The sequence below is a fragment of the Bordetella saccharivorans genome (assembly GCF_045862855.1).
GTDB classification, from domain to species: Bacteria; Pseudomonadota; Gammaproteobacteria; order Burkholderiales; family Burkholderiaceae_B; genus Bordetella_A; species Bordetella_A petrii_F.
Map to the genome: position 1 here is coordinate 2,480,633 of NZ_BAAFZO010000001.1, position 14,578 is coordinate 2,495,210.

Annotated in this window: 10 protein-coding genes and 1 pseudogene; 5 read left to right on the forward strand and 6 right to left on the reverse strand. The window is 69.8% G+C overall.

Annotation, left to right across the window (positions count from 1 at the left end; translation table 11 throughout):
- Positions 1 to 122: 122 nt before the first annotated feature.
- Positions 123 to 3,638, reverse strand: a complete 3,516-nt coding sequence (locus ACKTT0_RS11860) for an indolepyruvate ferredoxin oxidoreductase family protein (RefSeq protein WP_407850098.1) — start codon at positions 3,636 to 3,638, stop codon at positions 123 to 125.
- A 124-nt stretch (positions 3,639 to 3,762) separates the two neighbouring features.
- On the opposite strand from ACKTT0_RS11860, the gene ACKTT0_RS11865 reads away from it, so the two are divergent.
- Positions 3,763 to 4,224: an Lrp/AsnC family transcriptional regulator gene (locus ACKTT0_RS11865; protein WP_407850099.1), complete on the forward strand. Its 462-nt coding sequence runs from the start codon at positions 3,763 to 3,765 to the stop codon at positions 4,222 to 4,224.
- Here the strand turns inward: ACKTT0_RS11865 and ACKTT0_RS11870 are convergent.
- Both ACKTT0_RS11870 and ACKTT0_RS11875 read right to left on the reverse strand, forming a co-directional pair.
- Positions 4,211 to 5,275, reverse strand: a pseudogene (locus tag ACKTT0_RS11870) (Bug family tripartite tricarboxylate transporter substrate binding protein). The gene ACKTT0_RS11865 and the pseudogene ACKTT0_RS11870 overlap by 14 nt on opposite strands.
- Positions 5,247 to 6,068: an alpha/beta hydrolase gene (locus tag ACKTT0_RS11875; protein WP_407850100.1), complete on the reverse strand. Its 822-nt coding sequence runs from the start codon at positions 6,066 to 6,068 to the stop codon at positions 5,247 to 5,249. Before ACKTT0_RS11875 ends, ACKTT0_RS11870 begins: the two are co-directional and overlap by 29 nt.
- Positions 6,069 to 6,154: 86 nt before the next feature.
- On the opposite strand from ACKTT0_RS11875, the gene ACKTT0_RS11880 reads away from it, so the two are divergent.
- The 3 genes from ACKTT0_RS11880 to ACKTT0_RS11890 all read left to right on the forward strand — a co-directional run bounded on the left by ACKTT0_RS11880 (position 6,155) and on the right by ACKTT0_RS11890 (position 8,884).
- Positions 6,155 to 7,039, forward strand: coding sequence for a LysR family transcriptional regulator (locus ACKTT0_RS11880; protein WP_407850101.1), 885 nt, complete (start codon positions 6,155 to 6,157; stop codon positions 7,037 to 7,039).
- A 119-nt stretch (positions 7,040 to 7,158) separates the two neighbouring features.
- Positions 7,159 to 7,674, forward strand: a complete 516-nt coding sequence (locus ACKTT0_RS11885) for a hypothetical protein (protein WP_407850102.1) — start codon at positions 7,159 to 7,161, stop codon at positions 7,672 to 7,674.
- 10 nt (positions 7,675 to 7,684) lie between these two features.
- The gene (locus ACKTT0_RS11890) at positions 7,685 to 8,884 is read left to right on the forward strand and encodes an MFS transporter (RefSeq protein ID WP_407850103.1); all 1,200 of its coding nucleotides are present in this window, start codon (positions 7,685 to 7,687) and stop codon (positions 8,882 to 8,884) included.
- Positions 8,885 to 9,068: 184 nt separating this feature from the next.
- Here the strand turns inward: ACKTT0_RS11890 and gltX are convergent, their stop codons facing one another.
- Positions 9,069 to 10,475: a glutamate--tRNA ligase gene (gene gltX / locus ACKTT0_RS11895; protein ID WP_407850104.1), complete on the reverse strand. Its 1,407-nt coding sequence runs from the start codon at positions 10,473 to 10,475 to the stop codon at positions 9,069 to 9,071.
- Positions 10,476 to 10,600: 125 nt separating this feature from the next.
- On the opposite strand from gltX, the gene ACKTT0_RS11900 reads away from it, so the two are divergent.
- Positions 10,601 to 13,054 carry a bifunctional acetate--CoA ligase family protein/GNAT family N-acetyltransferase gene (locus ACKTT0_RS11900; protein WP_407850105.1) on the forward strand — a complete coding sequence of 818 codons (2,454 nt, stop codon included), beginning with the start codon at positions 10,601 to 10,603 and terminating at the stop codon, positions 13,052 to 13,054.
- Positions 13,055 to 13,255: 201 nt separating this feature from the next.
- Here ACKTT0_RS11900 and ACKTT0_RS11905 read toward each other — a convergent pair whose 3' ends face one another.
- Positions 13,256 to 13,936, reverse strand: a complete 681-nt coding sequence (locus ACKTT0_RS11905; RefSeq protein WP_407850106.1) for an alpha/beta hydrolase — start codon at positions 13,934 to 13,936, stop codon at positions 13,256 to 13,258.
- Positions 13,937 to 13,973: 37 nt separating this feature from the next.
- Positions 13,974 to 14,525 (reverse strand): ribosome biogenesis factor YjgA, encoded by a 552-nt coding sequence (gene yjgA, locus ACKTT0_RS11910; RefSeq protein WP_407850107.1) that lies wholly within the window; start codon positions 14,523 to 14,525, stop codon positions 13,974 to 13,976.
- Positions 14,526 to 14,578 lie beyond the last annotated feature (53 nt).

Genomic DNA, 14,578 nt, shown 5'->3' on the forward strand with positions numbered 1-14,578 from the left:
AGTGATCGAGGGGGGAGGGAACAAGGAGAACGATAGCCAAGCTTGCCAATTAATTGTGACAAAATACGACATACGCGCCGGCGAGGCGCGTACAGCGTAGTGTTCGCTCTCAGGCCGCCGTTTTATGCGCTTCTGCGCCAGGAAACGTCCGGAGAGGCAGGCGGCCCGTAGTGTTGCAGCATCTGCTGCAAGCTCTTGCGATAGCTGGCCACGCTGGCCGCCTTGACATGTCCGAACCCCCGCACCTTGTCGGGCAGGGCCGCGATGCTGGCGGCCTGCGCCAGGTTGGCCGGCGACAGGTGGTCCAGCAGGGTCTGCACCGTGCCGCGGTATTCGTCGATCAACTCCCGCTCCATGCGCCGCTCGGCGCTGTGGCCGAACGGGTCCAGCCAGCTACCGCGCAAGCCCCTGAGCCGCGCCAGGACCCGCATGACCGGGAGGGTGGCCGGGCCCAGCGCGATCTTGCGGGGAATGCCGGTGCGGGGGTCCTTGCGCGCCAGCAGCGGCGGCGCCATGTGGAAGCGCAGCGTATAGTCGCCCTCGAACTGCTCGCGTAACTGTTGCTGGAAGCCGCCATCGGTGTAGAGCCGGGCCACTTCGTACTCATCCTTGTAGGCCATCAGCTTGAACAGATTGCGCGCCACCGCCATCGCCAGCCGCGGGCTGCGCGCGTCCGGCGCCAGTTCGCGCTCGCGTTGCGCCACCCGCTCGACGAGCTGGCGGTACTGCTGCGCGTAGGCGGCATTCTGGTAGGCCGTCAGGTCGCGCACGCGGCGCTCCACGGCGCGCTCGAACGATTCGGGCACATGCAGCTGCACCACCTGGGCGCGCGGCCGCAGCGCGGTCTCCAGCGCCTGCGGTTCATGCGCGGCCAGCCGGCCGGCCTCGAACGCATCGCGGTTGGCCTGTACCGCCACGCCGTTCAGTTCGATGGCGCGCACCAACGCGGCATGCGACAGCGGCACGCCGCCGCGCTGCCAGGCATGCCCCAGCATGAACATGTTCGACAGGATGCTGTCGCCGAACAGCGCCAGCGCGGCTTGGTGCGCGTCCAGCGCGGCAGTGTTGGGCGCGCCCGCGGCGTGCTGGATCTTGGCCAGCAGGGCCTCGGGCCGCAGCGCGGCGTCGGGGTCGCGGGTGAATTCGGATACCGGCGCCACATACGTGTTGACGGTGACCTGGGTATGCCCGCGGCGCAGCGCGCCCAACGAGTCGGGCGCCACTGCCGCGACAGGGTCGCACAGGATGGCCGCGTCGGCCTGCTGCCAGTCCAGCCGCACCGGCCCGCCGGCCGCGCCGGCCGCGCCGGCCGGCGCCAGGCGGATATGACTGACTACGGTGCCGCCCTTCTGGGCCAGGCCGGTCAAGTCCAGCACCGAGGCCGACAGGCCCTGCAGGTGCGCGGCCATCGACACGATCGCGCCGATGGTGATCACGCCGGTGCCGCCCATGCCGGCCACCAGCAGCCGGTAGGGCTGGTCGGGCGCATGGGCCGGCGGCAGCGGCAGCGCATCCAGGCGCTGCCGCCAGGCCGGCGCGCGCTCGGCCGGGGCGGCCTGCTTGCGCAGCTTGCCGCCCACCACCGACACGAAGCTGGGACAGAAGCCTTCGGCGCACGAGTAGTCCTTGTTGCAGCTGGACTGGTCGATGGCGCGCTTGCGCCCGTACGGTGTTTCCAGCGGCACGATGGACAGGCAGTTGGATTGCGTGCCGCAGTCGCCGCAGCCTTCGCACACGGCGCTGTTGATCAGCAGCCGGCGCGCCGGGTCGGGGAACTGGTTCTTCTTGCGGCGCCGGCGTTTTTCGGCCGCGCAGGTCTGGTCGTGGATCAGCACGGTCACGCCGGGCGTGGCGCGCAGCTCGCGCTGCAGGGCGTCGAGCTCGCGCCGGTGGTGCACGGTGACGCCGGCGGGCAGGGCGACGCCCTGGTACTTGTCCGGCTCGTCGGTGGTCACCACGATGCGCGCCACGTTCTCGCCGCGCAGCTGCTGGCAGATCTGCGGCACCGAGATCGGCCCGTCCACCGGCTGGCCCCCGGTCATGGCCACTGCGTCGTTGAACAGTATCTTGTAGGTGATGTTGGCGCGCGCCGCCACGGCCTGGCGGATGGCCAGGTAGCCGGAATGGTAGTACGTGCCTTCGCCCATGTTCTGGAACACGTGCGGCATATCTATATAGCGGGACAGGCCGATCCAGTCGACGCCTTCGCCGCCCATCTGGGTCAGGCCGCCGGTGTCGCGGTCCATCCAGGCTGCCATGTAGTGGCAACCCACGCCCGCCAGCGCCTGGCTGCCTTCCGGCACCTTGGTGGAGGTGTTGTGCGGGCAGCCGGAGCAGAAGTAGGGGCGCCGCCGCATGCCGTCCGCGTCGTTGGACAAAGGCGCGGGACAGGCGAACGCGGCCGGGTCGGCGGCGCTGCGCAGGCCGGCCGCGCGCGCCAGCCATGCCGCCAGTGGCGCGGCCAGCAGGGAAGGGCGCAGTTGCCCGGCCGCCGGAATCAGCGGCGCGCCATCCAGGCCGGTCTTGCCGGCTACCGTGGGGCGCTCGGCGCGGTTGTACAGCAGTTCCTTGATCTGGCTCTCGACCACGGCGCCCTTTTCCTCGATCACCAGGATGTGCGACAGGCCGCGCGCGAAGTCGTACAGCCGTTCGGCGTCCAGCGGCCAGGTCAGGCCGGGCCGGTAGATGCGCACCGGCGTGTGGGCGGCCTGCGGGTCGATGCCCAGCCGGGCCAGCGCCTCCACCGTGTCCAGGTGCGCCTTGCCGACCGTCACCAGGCCCACCGTGGCGCGCGGCGCGGCGCATTCCAGCGTGTCGATCGAGTGGCGGCGCGCGAACGCGCGCACGGCCTGCAAGCGCGTCTGCATGCGGGTCTCGACGGCCGGCGACAGGAAGTCGCGCGCCGTGTATTCCAGCGCCTCGCGCGGCAGGTCCGGGTCGGCGGGCATGTCATAGCAGGCGGGCGGCGCCGGCTCGAACGCCTGGCCGCTTTCCACGGTCTCCGAAATGGCCTTGAAGGCCACCCAGGTGCCGCTGTGGCGCGACAGCGCCCACCCCCACAGCCCGAAAGTCTCGTATTCCTGGATCGAAGCCGGGTGCACGATGGGCATCTGCCAGCCGATCAGCGAGGCTTCGCTGGCATGCGGGATCGACGAGGACACGGCGGTATGGTCGTCGCCCACCACCACCAGCACGCCGCCATGGCGCGAGGCGCCGGCGGCATTGCCGTGGTGCAAGGCATCGCCGGCGCGGTCGACGCCCGGCCCCTTGCCGTACCACAGCGCGAATACGCCATCGACTTTGCGGTCGGCGCGCACGCCGGCCTGCTGGGTGCCCATGATGGCGGTAGCCGCCATGTCTTCATTGATGCCGGGCACGAAGCTGACCTGGTGGGCGTCCAGGATCTCCTTGGATTTCCACATCGCCATGTCCACACCGCCCAGCGGCGAGCCGCGATAGCCCGACACGAAGCCGGCGGTGTTCAGGCCGCGCTCGCGGTCCAGGCGGCGCTGCGTCAGCAGCATGCGCACTAGCGCCTGCGTGCCGGTCAGGAACACGCGGCCGCGCGTGCGGGTCAGGTTGTCTTGCAGTCGATAGTCCAGGTCCAGGACCGGCTCGGCCGCCGGGGTTCCGTCCATGATGGCGCTCCTATGGTTCTACCCATGATAGGTGCGCAGGACTGGCGGTTTATTGCGTTATCGGATCGTGAAATCCCTATAATTCGAAATAAACATTTCGTTTGTGGCCAAAAGGAGGTGTGGCGTGGACAAAACCGATATCGGCATCCTGCGCGCGCTGCAGGAGGATGGGCGCGCATCGGCGCAGCAATTGTCCGAACGGGTGGGGTTGTCGACCGCGCCGGTGTGGCGCCGCGTCAAGGCGCTGGAAGCCGCCGGCGTCATCCGCGGCTACAGCGCGCAGGTCGATCGCGCCCAGGTCGGGCTGCATGGCTGCATGTTCGCCCAGATCAGCCTGGAACGGCATTCCGCCAGCACGGTCGAGAACTTCGAGCGCTCGGTGCGCGATGCGCCGGAGATCCTCGAATGCTACGCGGTGACGGGCGATTCCGATTTCCTGCTGAAGATCCTGGTGGAAAGCCCGGAGGCCTACGACCGCTTCCTGCACCGCTTCCTGTTCAACCTGCCGGGCATCCGCCAGACCCGCACCATCGTGGCGCTGCGCGAGATCAAGCACGAGGTGCGGCTGCCGCTCAGCGCGGCTTGAGGCCGGCGATATCCACCCATTCTTTCCAGCGCGCCGTGTCTTCCTTGACGAAGGCATCGAACTGCGCCACATCCATCGACTCGGGCTGCAGACCCAAGTCGCGGAATTTGCGCACCGTCTCGGCGTCGGCCAGGGCGGCGCGCATATGTTCGTTCATCTTCCGCACGATGGCCGGCGGCGTGCCGGCGGGCGCCGACAGGCCTAGCCATCCCGCGACCGCGTAGCCCGGATAGTAGGTGGCCATGGTGGGCACGTCGGGTCAGGCGGGGTTGGGCGTGGCGGCGCTTACGGCGATCGGTCGCAGCCCCTTGCCCTGGATCTGTCCCATGGCCGTCAGGTAGTCGACGAACGCAAAGCCGATCTGCTTGCCGCGCAAGTCAGTGATGATCTGCGTGATGTTCTTGTAGGCCGCGCCGTTGATCTCGATGCGGGCGCGCGCCTTGAACAGCTCGGCCGGCACTTGCGACGAGGAGCTGTAATAGCCGAAGAACACTTCGCCCGGATGCTTGCGCGCGTACTCCACCAGCTCGGGAACGCTGCGGTAGGGGGCGTCCGGCGCCACGATGCCGACTGAGCCGAACGTGCCGAACAGGCCTACTTGGACGAAATCTTTCTGGGCGTCGTAGGGTAGCGACTTGTACAGGAACTGGTTGGCGCTGTGCGTGGAGTTGGTCGACAGCAAATAGGTATAGCCGTCGGCGGCCGCCTTGCTGGCGGCCTGCGTGCCGACGATGCCGCCGGCGCCCGGGCGGTCTTCCACCACGACGGTCTGGCCGGTGCGCTGGCCCAGGTAGTGCGCGAAGGTGCGGGCGGTCAGGTCGGCGGCGCCGCCCGGCGCCGACGGCACAATCAGGGTCACGGTCTTGGCGGGCCATGCGGCCGCCTCGGCGTTGCCGGCGGCGTGGGCGGGGGCGGCTGGCAGCAACATGGCCAGCATGACCGGCGCGGCGCGAATGATGCGGGGGGTGGGCATGAGGGTTTCCTCCTTTGCTGTCTCGTTGTCTTGTATAGGCGCGGGCCGGCTATGAAAGATACGGCGCCGCCCAGCCATGGATGGCCTGGGCGCTCTGCTGCCAATTGCGGGAATACATCATGCAGTGTGGCTGTCCGGACAGCCGCTGGTGCGAGAAGCCGAACAGAGCCGCCACCGCGCGGTCCTGGCCGGGGGGATGGCGTTCGGGCGTGTCCAGCCCGGCTTCCAGGCACAGGCCGGGAGCGCTGACTTGGGCCGGGTCCACCGGCACGCGCAGCCGATAGCGGTCGTTGATGACCTCCGGGCTTTCCGGGCACAGTCGCTGGGCGACCAGGGCGGCGTCTTCCGGGGCGCAGGGTCCCAGGAAGCGCACGCCGATCTGCTCCGGGCCGGGCGGCGCCACCACGCGGCCTTGCGGCACTGCGCGCAGTGCCCGTGCGTTCGCCAGGTTGGCCGGTGGCGAGGGCGCCATCAGCACCACGCCCGTCACCGGCCGCGCGGCGGCGCACAGCAGCGTCGGCAGGGCGCCCATGCTGTGTCCGGCGACGATGACCGGTCCGCCGATCCGGTCGCAGGCATCGATCACGCAGGCCGCCAGGTCGACGACGGCAAGGCGCGCGAAATGCTCCGGCTGGGCCAGGCCGCCGTGGCCCGGCAGGTCCAGGGCCGCGCAGGCGATTTCCCGCTCGGCGAAGAAGCGCAGGAAATGCGCATAACACCAGGCGCCATGGAACGCGCCCGGCACGAACAACAGCGTGGCCGCGCCCTGGCGCGGGGCCCGCCCGGTTACCAGGCGCCCGCCGCCGACGGACTGGGCGCTCAAGGTATCGATAAAACTGAAATCCAGGTGCGGGGGCGGTCTGCTTGGCATCCCGGCATCTTAGGCTGGCGCTTTCAATCAGAAAATTTTATTTTTCATATCAAAAAATAAGTCAGCCAAATCACGAGCCCGATCCCATGTCCCGTCTTCCCGAGTTGTCCGTGCAGCACTACCGGCATTTCCTGCTGGTGGCCGAATTGCGCAGTTTTCGCGCCGCGGCCGCGCGCGCCTGTCGCTCGCAGCCGGCCCTGTCGCTGTCGATCAAGGAAATGGAGCACCGGCTGGGCCAGCCGCTGTTCGAGCGCGGCAGCAGGGTCGTGCTGACCCATTTCGGCCAGCAATGCCTGCCGCTGGCGCGCGAACTGGTCGAGCACCACGACCGCGTCGCCGGCGCGCTGGGCGGCCTGGCCCGCAACGAGGGCGGGCTGCTGGCCCTGGCGTCGGTGGCGACCGTGGCCACGCACTGGCTACCGGAGCTGGTGGCAGCCTATCGGCGCCAATATCCAGGCGTGTCGCTGCGCATCTTCGATGACAATTCCGAAGGCGTTGAGCGCATGGTGCTGGCGGGCGAAGTCGAACTGGGCGTGTGCAGCCCGGTGGCGCGCGATCGCCGGCTCGAATTCGAGCCCCTGCTGCACGACGCTTTCGGCCTGGTGTGTCATAAGAAGCATCCGCTGGCGGGCCGCAAATCCGTCACCTGGCGCGAGATCGCCGCCTTGCCGCTGGTCGGGACGGTGGCGCACCGCCAACTGGCCGGACATCCGCAGGCGGCCTTCATGATGGATCGCCCCGTATTCGTCTCCAATATGATGTCGCTGCTCGCCATGCTGGAGCGCGGCGTCGGCGTGACGGTACTGGCCCGGCTGGGCGTGCCGCCGGATTCCGGCCGACTGGCCTTCGTACCGCTGAGCCGTCCGCGCATCGAGCGGCAATTGGGCATCATGCGCCTGGCGGGGCGGACGCTCTCGCCCGCGGCGGCGGCCATGCAGGCCTTATTGCGCGGCAAGGCGGCCGGCGGCTAGGGGCACTGTTGCTCCTGCACACCAGATGTCGGATGTGTTCATTGCATCCGCGGCGTGCCGTCATTAGAGTGCGTGCTTGCATACGCGTGCCGCACGGCGCCCGTCGTTTCGAGGAAGTCATGAATAGTGTGTTGTGGTACCGCCGTATCGGCGCCCTGGGCGCCGCGTTGATCCTGGCCGGCTGCGCCGCCCGTAAAACCGCCGAGGCGCCCGCGGGGCCTCGCGCGCCGGACGCGGCGCCTGCCCCGGCCGCTTGCGTGCCCGCTGCGGCCGGCAGCCCGTTGGCCGGGACCTGGCTGTCGAACACCCGGCCGCGCGGCGTGGCCGGCGAATTCCGCGCGCTGATCGTGCTGGGCGCCGACGGTACGCTGCGCTACGAAACGCAACTGAAAGTCGGCAAGCGCACCCGGCCGGCGCTGCGGGAAACCGGCTGCTGGCTGCTGGACAACGGCGTGCTCACCCTGCAGACCACGCGCTCCAACGGCGAACTGGTCGACACCGCCGATCCCATCTATCAGAACCGCTATCGCGTCGAGAAAACCGAGGCCGCGCGCCTGACACTGCGTGAACTGCGTTCGGGTGGACAGGTCATCACGGCGCGCCGCATGCCGGCCGGCTATCGCCTGCCCGACTGACGGTCCCGCGATGCCGCCGATCCAGTCCCGCAACCGCGCCATCGCGCTGCTGGCGCTGGCCGCCTTCGTCAGCGCCAGCGCCTTCCGCATCTGCGATCCCATGCTGCCCCGGCTGGCCAGCGAATTCGGCACATCTACCGGGCAGGCGGCCGCCACGGTCACCGCGTTCGCCATCGCCTATGGCGTGCTGCAGATGTTCTTCGGCCCGGTGGGCGACCGCTACGGCAAGTACCGCGTGGTGGCGGTCGCCACCTTCGCCTGCGCCATCGGCAGCGCCGGGGCTGTGCTGGCCCCCTCGCTGGATGTGCTGGTGCTGTGCCGCGCGCTGTCCGGCGCGGCCGGCGCGGGCATCGTGCCCCTGTCGATGGCCTGGATCGGCGACACCGTGCCCTACGAAGAGCGCCAGGCCACCCTGGCGCGCTTTCTCACCGGCACCATCCTGGGCATGGCCGCCGGCCAATTGGCCGGCGGCTGGTTCGCCGACACGGTCGGCTGGCGCTGGGCCTTCGGCGCGCTGGTGGCGGGCTACCTGGTCGTCGGCGTGCTGCTGTGGCGCGAAGTCGGCCGCCAATCGGCCGATGCCGCGGCGGCGCCGTCGGCCGCGCCGCGCCAGGGATTCGTGGCGCAAGTGCGCACGGTGCTGGGCGTGCCCTGGGCGCGCATCGTGCTGGCCACGGTATTCGTCGAAGGTTTGCTGGTGTTCGGCACGCTGGCATTTGCGCCAGCCTATCTGCACGAGCGCTTCGGCCTGTCGCTGACCGCGGCCGGCGCGGCGGTGGCGGTCTATGCGCTGGGCGGGCTCCTGTACACGCTGGTGGCCGGGCCGGTGCTGCGCCGCCTGGGCGAGCGTGGCCTGGCCAATGCAGGCGGCCTGGTCCTGTGCGCGGCATTCGCCATTTACCTGTTCGGTCCCGTGTGGGGCTGGAGCCTGCTGGCCAGCATGCTGGCCGGTTTCGGCTATTACCTGCTGCACGCCACGCTGCAGACACATGCCACCCAGATGGTGCCCAGCGCGCGCGGCACGGCGGTGGCCTGGTTCGCTTCCTGCCTGTTCCTGGGGCAGGCGGTGGGCGTGGCCCTGGCCGGGCTGGTGGTCGATGCGGCGGGCGCGGCGGCGCTGTTCGGCGCGGCCGCGGTGCTGCTGCCCCTGCTGGGCGGCAGCTTCGCGTGGGCCCTGCGCCGCCGGCTGGCCGCGGTCGCCGCACGTTGAGCGCGCGTGTTCTTCCGAGGCCCATGCAGGCAGGCGCCAGGCTCCCACGGTGCCTGACAGCGAAGCATGGCCAGGCCTTCTCTATAGCAAAAGGTGTCAGGCACCCACAGCGTGCCTGACACCTCCTGGCTTATTCGAGAGGGGCTTCAAGGGCGCCAGGCTCCCGCAAAGAGCCTGGCCCGATTCACAGCGCGCCCAGGCGCTCCAGCACCGCTTTCTTGCCGATCAGCGCCAGCACGGCGTCCACCGCCGGCGTCTGCGGCTGGCCCGCCACCGCCACGCGCAGCGGGATCGCCAGTTGCGGCATCTTCAGGCCGCGCTCGGTCAGCACCGTCTTGATCAGCGCGGCAATCGCCTCGCGGGTCCAGTCGGTGTCCTGGGCGCGCCGGGCGAAATCGGCCAGCGCTTCGCGCGCGGCCGGCGTCAGGTGCTGTTCGGCCAGGTCGGCGCTGGCGGGACGGTATGGCCCGCAGAACAGCATGGCGGCCTCGGCCAATTGCTCCAGCGTTTCGGCCCGGTCCTTCAGCAGTCCCATCGCGCCGGGCAGGTCGACCGCGGCGGGATTGCCGCCGCGCCGCTCGATGCGCGGCGCCACGCGCCCGGCCAGTTCGGCGTTGTCCATCTGCTTGATGTAGTGCGCGTTGACCCAGTTCAGCTTCTTGGGGTCCCATTGCGATGCCGACTTGGACAAGTGCCGCGTGTCGAACCATTGCACCAGCTGGTCCCGCGTGAACAGCTCGTCGTCGCCGTGGCTCCAGCCCAGGCGGGCCAGGTAGTTCACCATGGCTTCGGGCAGGTAGCCCTGGGCGTCGTATTCCATGACGTTGACCGCGCCGTGGCGCTTGGACAGCTTTTCGCCATCCGGGCCCAGGATCATCGGCACGTGGCCGTATTCCGGCAGCGTGGCGCCCAGCGCGCGCAGGATGTTGATCTGGCGCGGCGTGTTGTTGACGTGGTCGTCGCCGCGCAGCACATGGGTGATGCCCATGTCCCAGTCGTCGACCACCACGCAGAAGTTATAGGTGGGAGTGCCGTCGGGGCGGGCGATGATCAGGTCGTCCAGCTCGGCGTTGTCGAAGCTGATGGGACCCTTGACCATGTCGTTCCAGCCGGTCGCGCCGTCCTGCGGGTTCTTGAAGCGCACCACCGGCTGGCGGCCGGCCGGCACGGGCGGCAGGGTCTTGCCGGGCTCGGGGCGCCAGGTGCCGTCGTAGCGCGGCTTCAGGCCCTTGGCGCGGGCGGCTTCGCGCATCGCCTCGATTTCCTCGGGCGAGCTGTAGCAATGGTAGGCGGTGCCGTCCTTGAGCATCTGCGCGATGACTGCGCGGTAGCGGTCCATGCGCTGCATCTGGTAGAACGGCCCTTCGTCGGGCTGCATGCCGAGCCAGTCCATGCTGTCCAGGATGGCCTGCACCGCCTCGGGCGTGGAGCGTTCGAGGTCGGTGTCTTCGATGCGCAGCACGAACACGCCCTGGTGGTGGCGCGCGAACGCCCAGGAAAACAGCGCGGTGCGCGCGCCGCCCAGGTGCAGGAAACCGGTGGGCGAGGGCGCGAAGCGGGTACGGATGGTTGCGGGAGCGTTCGAGGTCATAGGCGGCTACAAAAAACGGCGGGACGGAGTGCCGCGCCAGTGCAAAGGAGCATGGGCTGCGTCATGGCGATCGCGTGCCCGTCTTGTTACGATGGCCGTATTTTAGAATAGCGTCCGACTCGCTCATGCTGCGCCACGCTCTCGCTCCGCTGTTCGAACCCGGTTCGCTGCTCATCGTGGCCGACCGCAGCCTGCCCGCCGCCGCGACGCTGCCGGCCGCTTTGCGGGCCCGCACCGCCGTGGTCGACGCCGAGCCCGGCCTGGCGCCCGAACTGCCTGACTCCGGCGCCGAACTCGCCTGCGGCCAGCGGCCCGACCTGGCGTTGGTTTGCGTATCGCCGGCCGTCCTGCCGGAAACCCTCCGCCGCCTCGCGCCCCTGCGGCCGCGCGCCCTCATCGTGCTGCCGCACGAGCTGCCCGACCCATACCCCGGCGGCACCTTGGCGCTGTGCCGGGCCTGGGCCCAGGAAACCGGCTGCGCGCTGCTCGGGCCGCGCGCCTTCGGCGTGCAGCGCCCGCATGCGGGCTTGAACCTCAGCCAGCATCCCGCCCTGGCGCGGTCCGGCCGCGTGGCGCTGGTGGCGCAGTCGCGCTCCATCACCGCCGCCGTGATGGACTGGGCCGAAGATGTCCACATCGGTTTTTCCACGGCCGTGTCGCTGGGCGACGAAGCGGTCGTCGGCCTGGGCGAGGTGCTCGATTTCCTGGCCAGCGATCCGCGCACCGACAGCATCGTGCTCTACCTGGAAGACGTCGGCACGGCGCGCGAATTCATGAGTGCCCTGCGTTCCGCCGCCAGCGTCAAGCCGGTCATCGTGCTCAAGGCGGGCCGCGATGGCCCGCCCGGTAGCGACGCGGCGCTCGATGCCGCCCTGCGCCGCGCCGGCGCCGTCCGGGTGCGCTATTTCGTCCAGTTGTTCTCGGCCGTCAAGGTGCTGGGCTACACGCGCCGCCCGCGTGGCCGCCGCGTCGCCCTGCTATCCAACGGCAGCGGCCCGCCGCAACTGGCGCTCGATCTCATCGGCCCGGATGCCGCCGTGCTCAAGGCCGAACTGGCGCCCGCCACGCGCCGCGCGCTGGCCAGCCTGCTCGAACCGGACGCCTCGACCGCCAACCCGGTCATCACCTGCGTGCCACTCACTCCCGGGCGCATCCAGGCGGTGCTGGACTGCCTCATCGACGACAACGGGGTCGACGGCGTGCTGGTGCTGCTGGCGCCCGACCCGCTGGCCGACATGCCGGCAGTGGCTCGCCAGCTGGCACAGATCGCCCCCAAGGCGCGCAAGCCGGTGGTGAGCTGTTTCATGGGCGATGCCGGCATGCGGCCGCTGCGCCGCATGCTGGACGACGCCGGCACCTCGGCCTTCCGCACGCCCGAATCCGCCGCCGATGCATTCGGCGTGCTCGCCACGCACTATTACAACCAGCAGTTGCTGCTGCAGACGCTGCCACCCGAGCCGCCCGCCCGCCTGCCGGACCTGGCTCGCGCGCGCGCCATCCTCGAGCGCGCGCGCGCGGAAGGCCGGCGCGACTTGTCCATCGCCGAATGCCGCAGCCTGATGGACGCCTTCCACGTCCCCCTGCGCGACGTCCCCGCCGGCGTGCTGCCGGGCGAGCCCGAATCGCGGCCCATGGCCATCCGGGTGCGCCGCGATCCGCGTTTCGGGCCGACCATCCAGTTCGGCATCGGCGGCCCCGATGCGCTCCTGACCAGCGCCCCCGACCGCGGCATGGACCTGCCCCCGCTCAACGGCTTCCTGGCCCGCCAATTGGTCGAGCGCAGCCGCGCCTGGCGGCGGGTGCTGGCCCCGCACATCAGCGGCGCGGCCGCCGAGGCGGTCCAGTCCGCGCTGGTGCAGGTCTCCGAACTGATCTCCGAGCTGCCCGACATCGAATCGCTCGACATCGACCCGCTCTACGCCGGCGAGGCGCAACTGCGCGCCGCCGGCCTGCGTGTCGTCCTGTGCGCCGAACCGGCCTGCGCCACGCCGCGCGCCAGCGGCTACCCGCACATGGCCATCCATCCGTATCCGGCGCGGCTGGTCCGTACCCGCCAGTTCGAGGACGGCACGCAATGGACCATCCGCCCGATCCGTCCCGAAGACGGCCAGTCGCTGCAGGACTTCATCCGCGGCCTGTCCGAGCGGTCGCGCTACATGCGCTTCGTGTCCATGATGCGTGAACTGACGCCGCGCATGGTGGCGCGCTACACCCAGATCGACTACCACCGCGAGCTTGCCCTGGTGGCCACCACGCAGGTCCCCAATCCCGAGAACCGCGGCCACCCGCGCGAAGTCATCATCGGTTTCGCCCACTACCTGCGCAACGCCGACGGGCGCGGCGCCGAATATGCCCTGGTCATCGGCGACGACTGGCAGCGCCGCAAGCTGGGCGGGCAACTGATGGAAGCGCTGATCGACGCCGCGCGCGAACAGGGGCTGGAATACATCGACGGCCTGGTGCTGGCCAACAACCGGCCCATGCTGACGCTGATGACCCGCCTGGGTTTCACCAACGACCCGGATCCCGAAGACCCGTCCATGCGGCGCGTCTGGCTGGACCTGCATCCCGCCGGATAGCCCGGTCCGCGCGCAGGGTGCCAGGTTCCGCAGGGGTGCCGTGCCTCGGTGTCTGACACCCTGGCGGGAGTCAGACTCCTGTCGCAAGGGGGGGCAGGTGTCAGGCTCCGCAGGTGCCTGACACCCGTTTGCGCAGGTGCCCGAGACACGTCTCCATGCCCGCCGCGCGCGGGGCAAACATTTGCCGGCCTGCCGCGCCGGCTATGCCTTCAGCACTTCCTGCAGGAACGTCGCGATATCGGCGATTTCCGGCGCGCATACCGAGTGCGGCATCGGATAGGTGTGCCAGCGCACGTCGTAGCCCAGCGCCTGCAATTGCGCCAGCGACGCCTGCGCGCGGGGCAGGGCCACCACGGGGTCGAAGGTGCCATGGGCCAGGAAGATCGGCGTGTCGGCGTTGGCGCCATGGCGTTCGGCGGCCGCCATGTCCAGCAGCGGCAGGTAGCCCGACAAGCCGATCATGCCGGCCAGTTTTTCTTCGAGCCGCAGGCCGGTGTGCAAGGTCATGGCGCAGCCTTGCGAGAACCCCGCCAGCACGATGCGGGACGTCGGGATGCCGCGCGCGTTTTCCCGCGCGATCAGGGCGCGCACCGCGGCTTCCGATTGGCGGATGCCGGCGGCGTCCTCCTGCCGCACCAGGTCGGTGACCAGGATGTCGTACCAGGAACGCATCGCCATGCCGCCGTTGATGGTCACCGGCTGCACCGGCGCGTGCGGAAAAATGAAGCGCACCGCCGGGCTGGCGCCCAGCCGCAGCTCCGGCACGATGGGCGCGAAATCGCTGCCGTCGGCGCCCAGGCCGTGCAGCCAGATGACGGCGTGGGTGGGGTTGGGGGCGGTTTCGAGCTGGATGCAGTCGAGCAGGGCGGAGTCGGCGCTCATGATAGGAAGTCGGATAGGTTCGGGACCAGGCCGCCGGTCAGGCGGCCAGCGATTTCAGGGCCTGGAACAGGGCGCGGTAGTGCTTGCGCTGCGGGTCCTGGCCCGGCTGCAGGGCGGCATTGTGCTGCGCTTCCTTGCGTGCGGCCCGGATCGTCGCGCGCAATTGCTGCGCATCGGCGTCGGGGTGCGCGTTCAGCAGCTCGGTCAGCGCCTCGTCGTCGGCCAGCAGGCGTTCGCGCAGGGTTTCCAGCCGGTGCATGGCGGCGGTTTCCTCGCGCGAGCCGTTCTGCCAGGTGTCGAGCTGGGCGCGGATCTCGTCGGCCGGCGCATCGCGCATCAGCTTGCCCACGAAATGCGTCTGCCGGCGCCGGCCCTCGCGGCTCGTGGTGCGCTGCGCCAGGCGGATGGCCTCGTACAGGCGCTCGGCCAGCGGCAATTGCTTGAGGCGGTCGTCGGGCAGGTCGATCAGTTGCTTGCCCAGGTCCAGCAGGGCATGCATTTCGCGCTTGACCTGCGATTTGCTGGGACGGTCGTAGCCGTTGTCATCGAATTCGGCCTGGTCGGCCGGATCGGGGGTAGGGAAAGTCATGGAAACAGCGCAAAGACGGACTTGGCTATGATAACCGTCTCTGTACACTGGAC

Coding starts and splice junctions, on each gene's coding strand:
- ACKTT0_RS11860 (WP_407850098.1), bottom strand. CDS start 3,638: ATGGACGGAACCCCGGCGGCCGAGCCGGTCCTGGACCTGGACTATCGA.
- ACKTT0_RS11875 (WP_407850100.1), bottom strand. CDS start 6,068: ATGCCAAGCAGACCGCCCCCGCACCTGGATTTCAGTTTTATCGATACC.
- ACKTT0_RS11880 (WP_407850101.1), top strand. CDS start 6,155: ATGTCCCGTCTTCCCGAGTTGTCCGTGCAGCACTACCGGCATTTCCTG.
- ACKTT0_RS11885 (WP_407850102.1), top strand. CDS start 7,159: ATGAATAGTGTGTTGTGGTACCGCCGTATCGGCGCCCTGGGCGCCGCG.
- ACKTT0_RS11890 (WP_407850103.1), top strand. CDS start 7,685: ATGCCGCCGATCCAGTCCCGCAACCGCGCCATCGCGCTGCTGGCGCTG.
- gltX (WP_407850104.1), bottom strand. CDS start 10,475: ATGACCTCGAACGCTCCCGCAACCATCCGTACCCGCTTCGCGCCCTCG.
- ACKTT0_RS11900 (WP_407850105.1), top strand. CDS start 10,601: ATGCTGCGCCACGCTCTCGCTCCGCTGTTCGAACCCGGTTCGCTGCTC.
- ACKTT0_RS11905 (WP_407850106.1), bottom strand. CDS start 13,936: ATGAGCGCCGACTCCGCCCTGCTCGACTGCATCCAGCTCGAAACCGCC.
- yjgA (WP_407850107.1), bottom strand. CDS start 14,525: ATGACTTTCCCTACCCCCGATCCGGCCGACCAGGCCGAATTCGATGAC.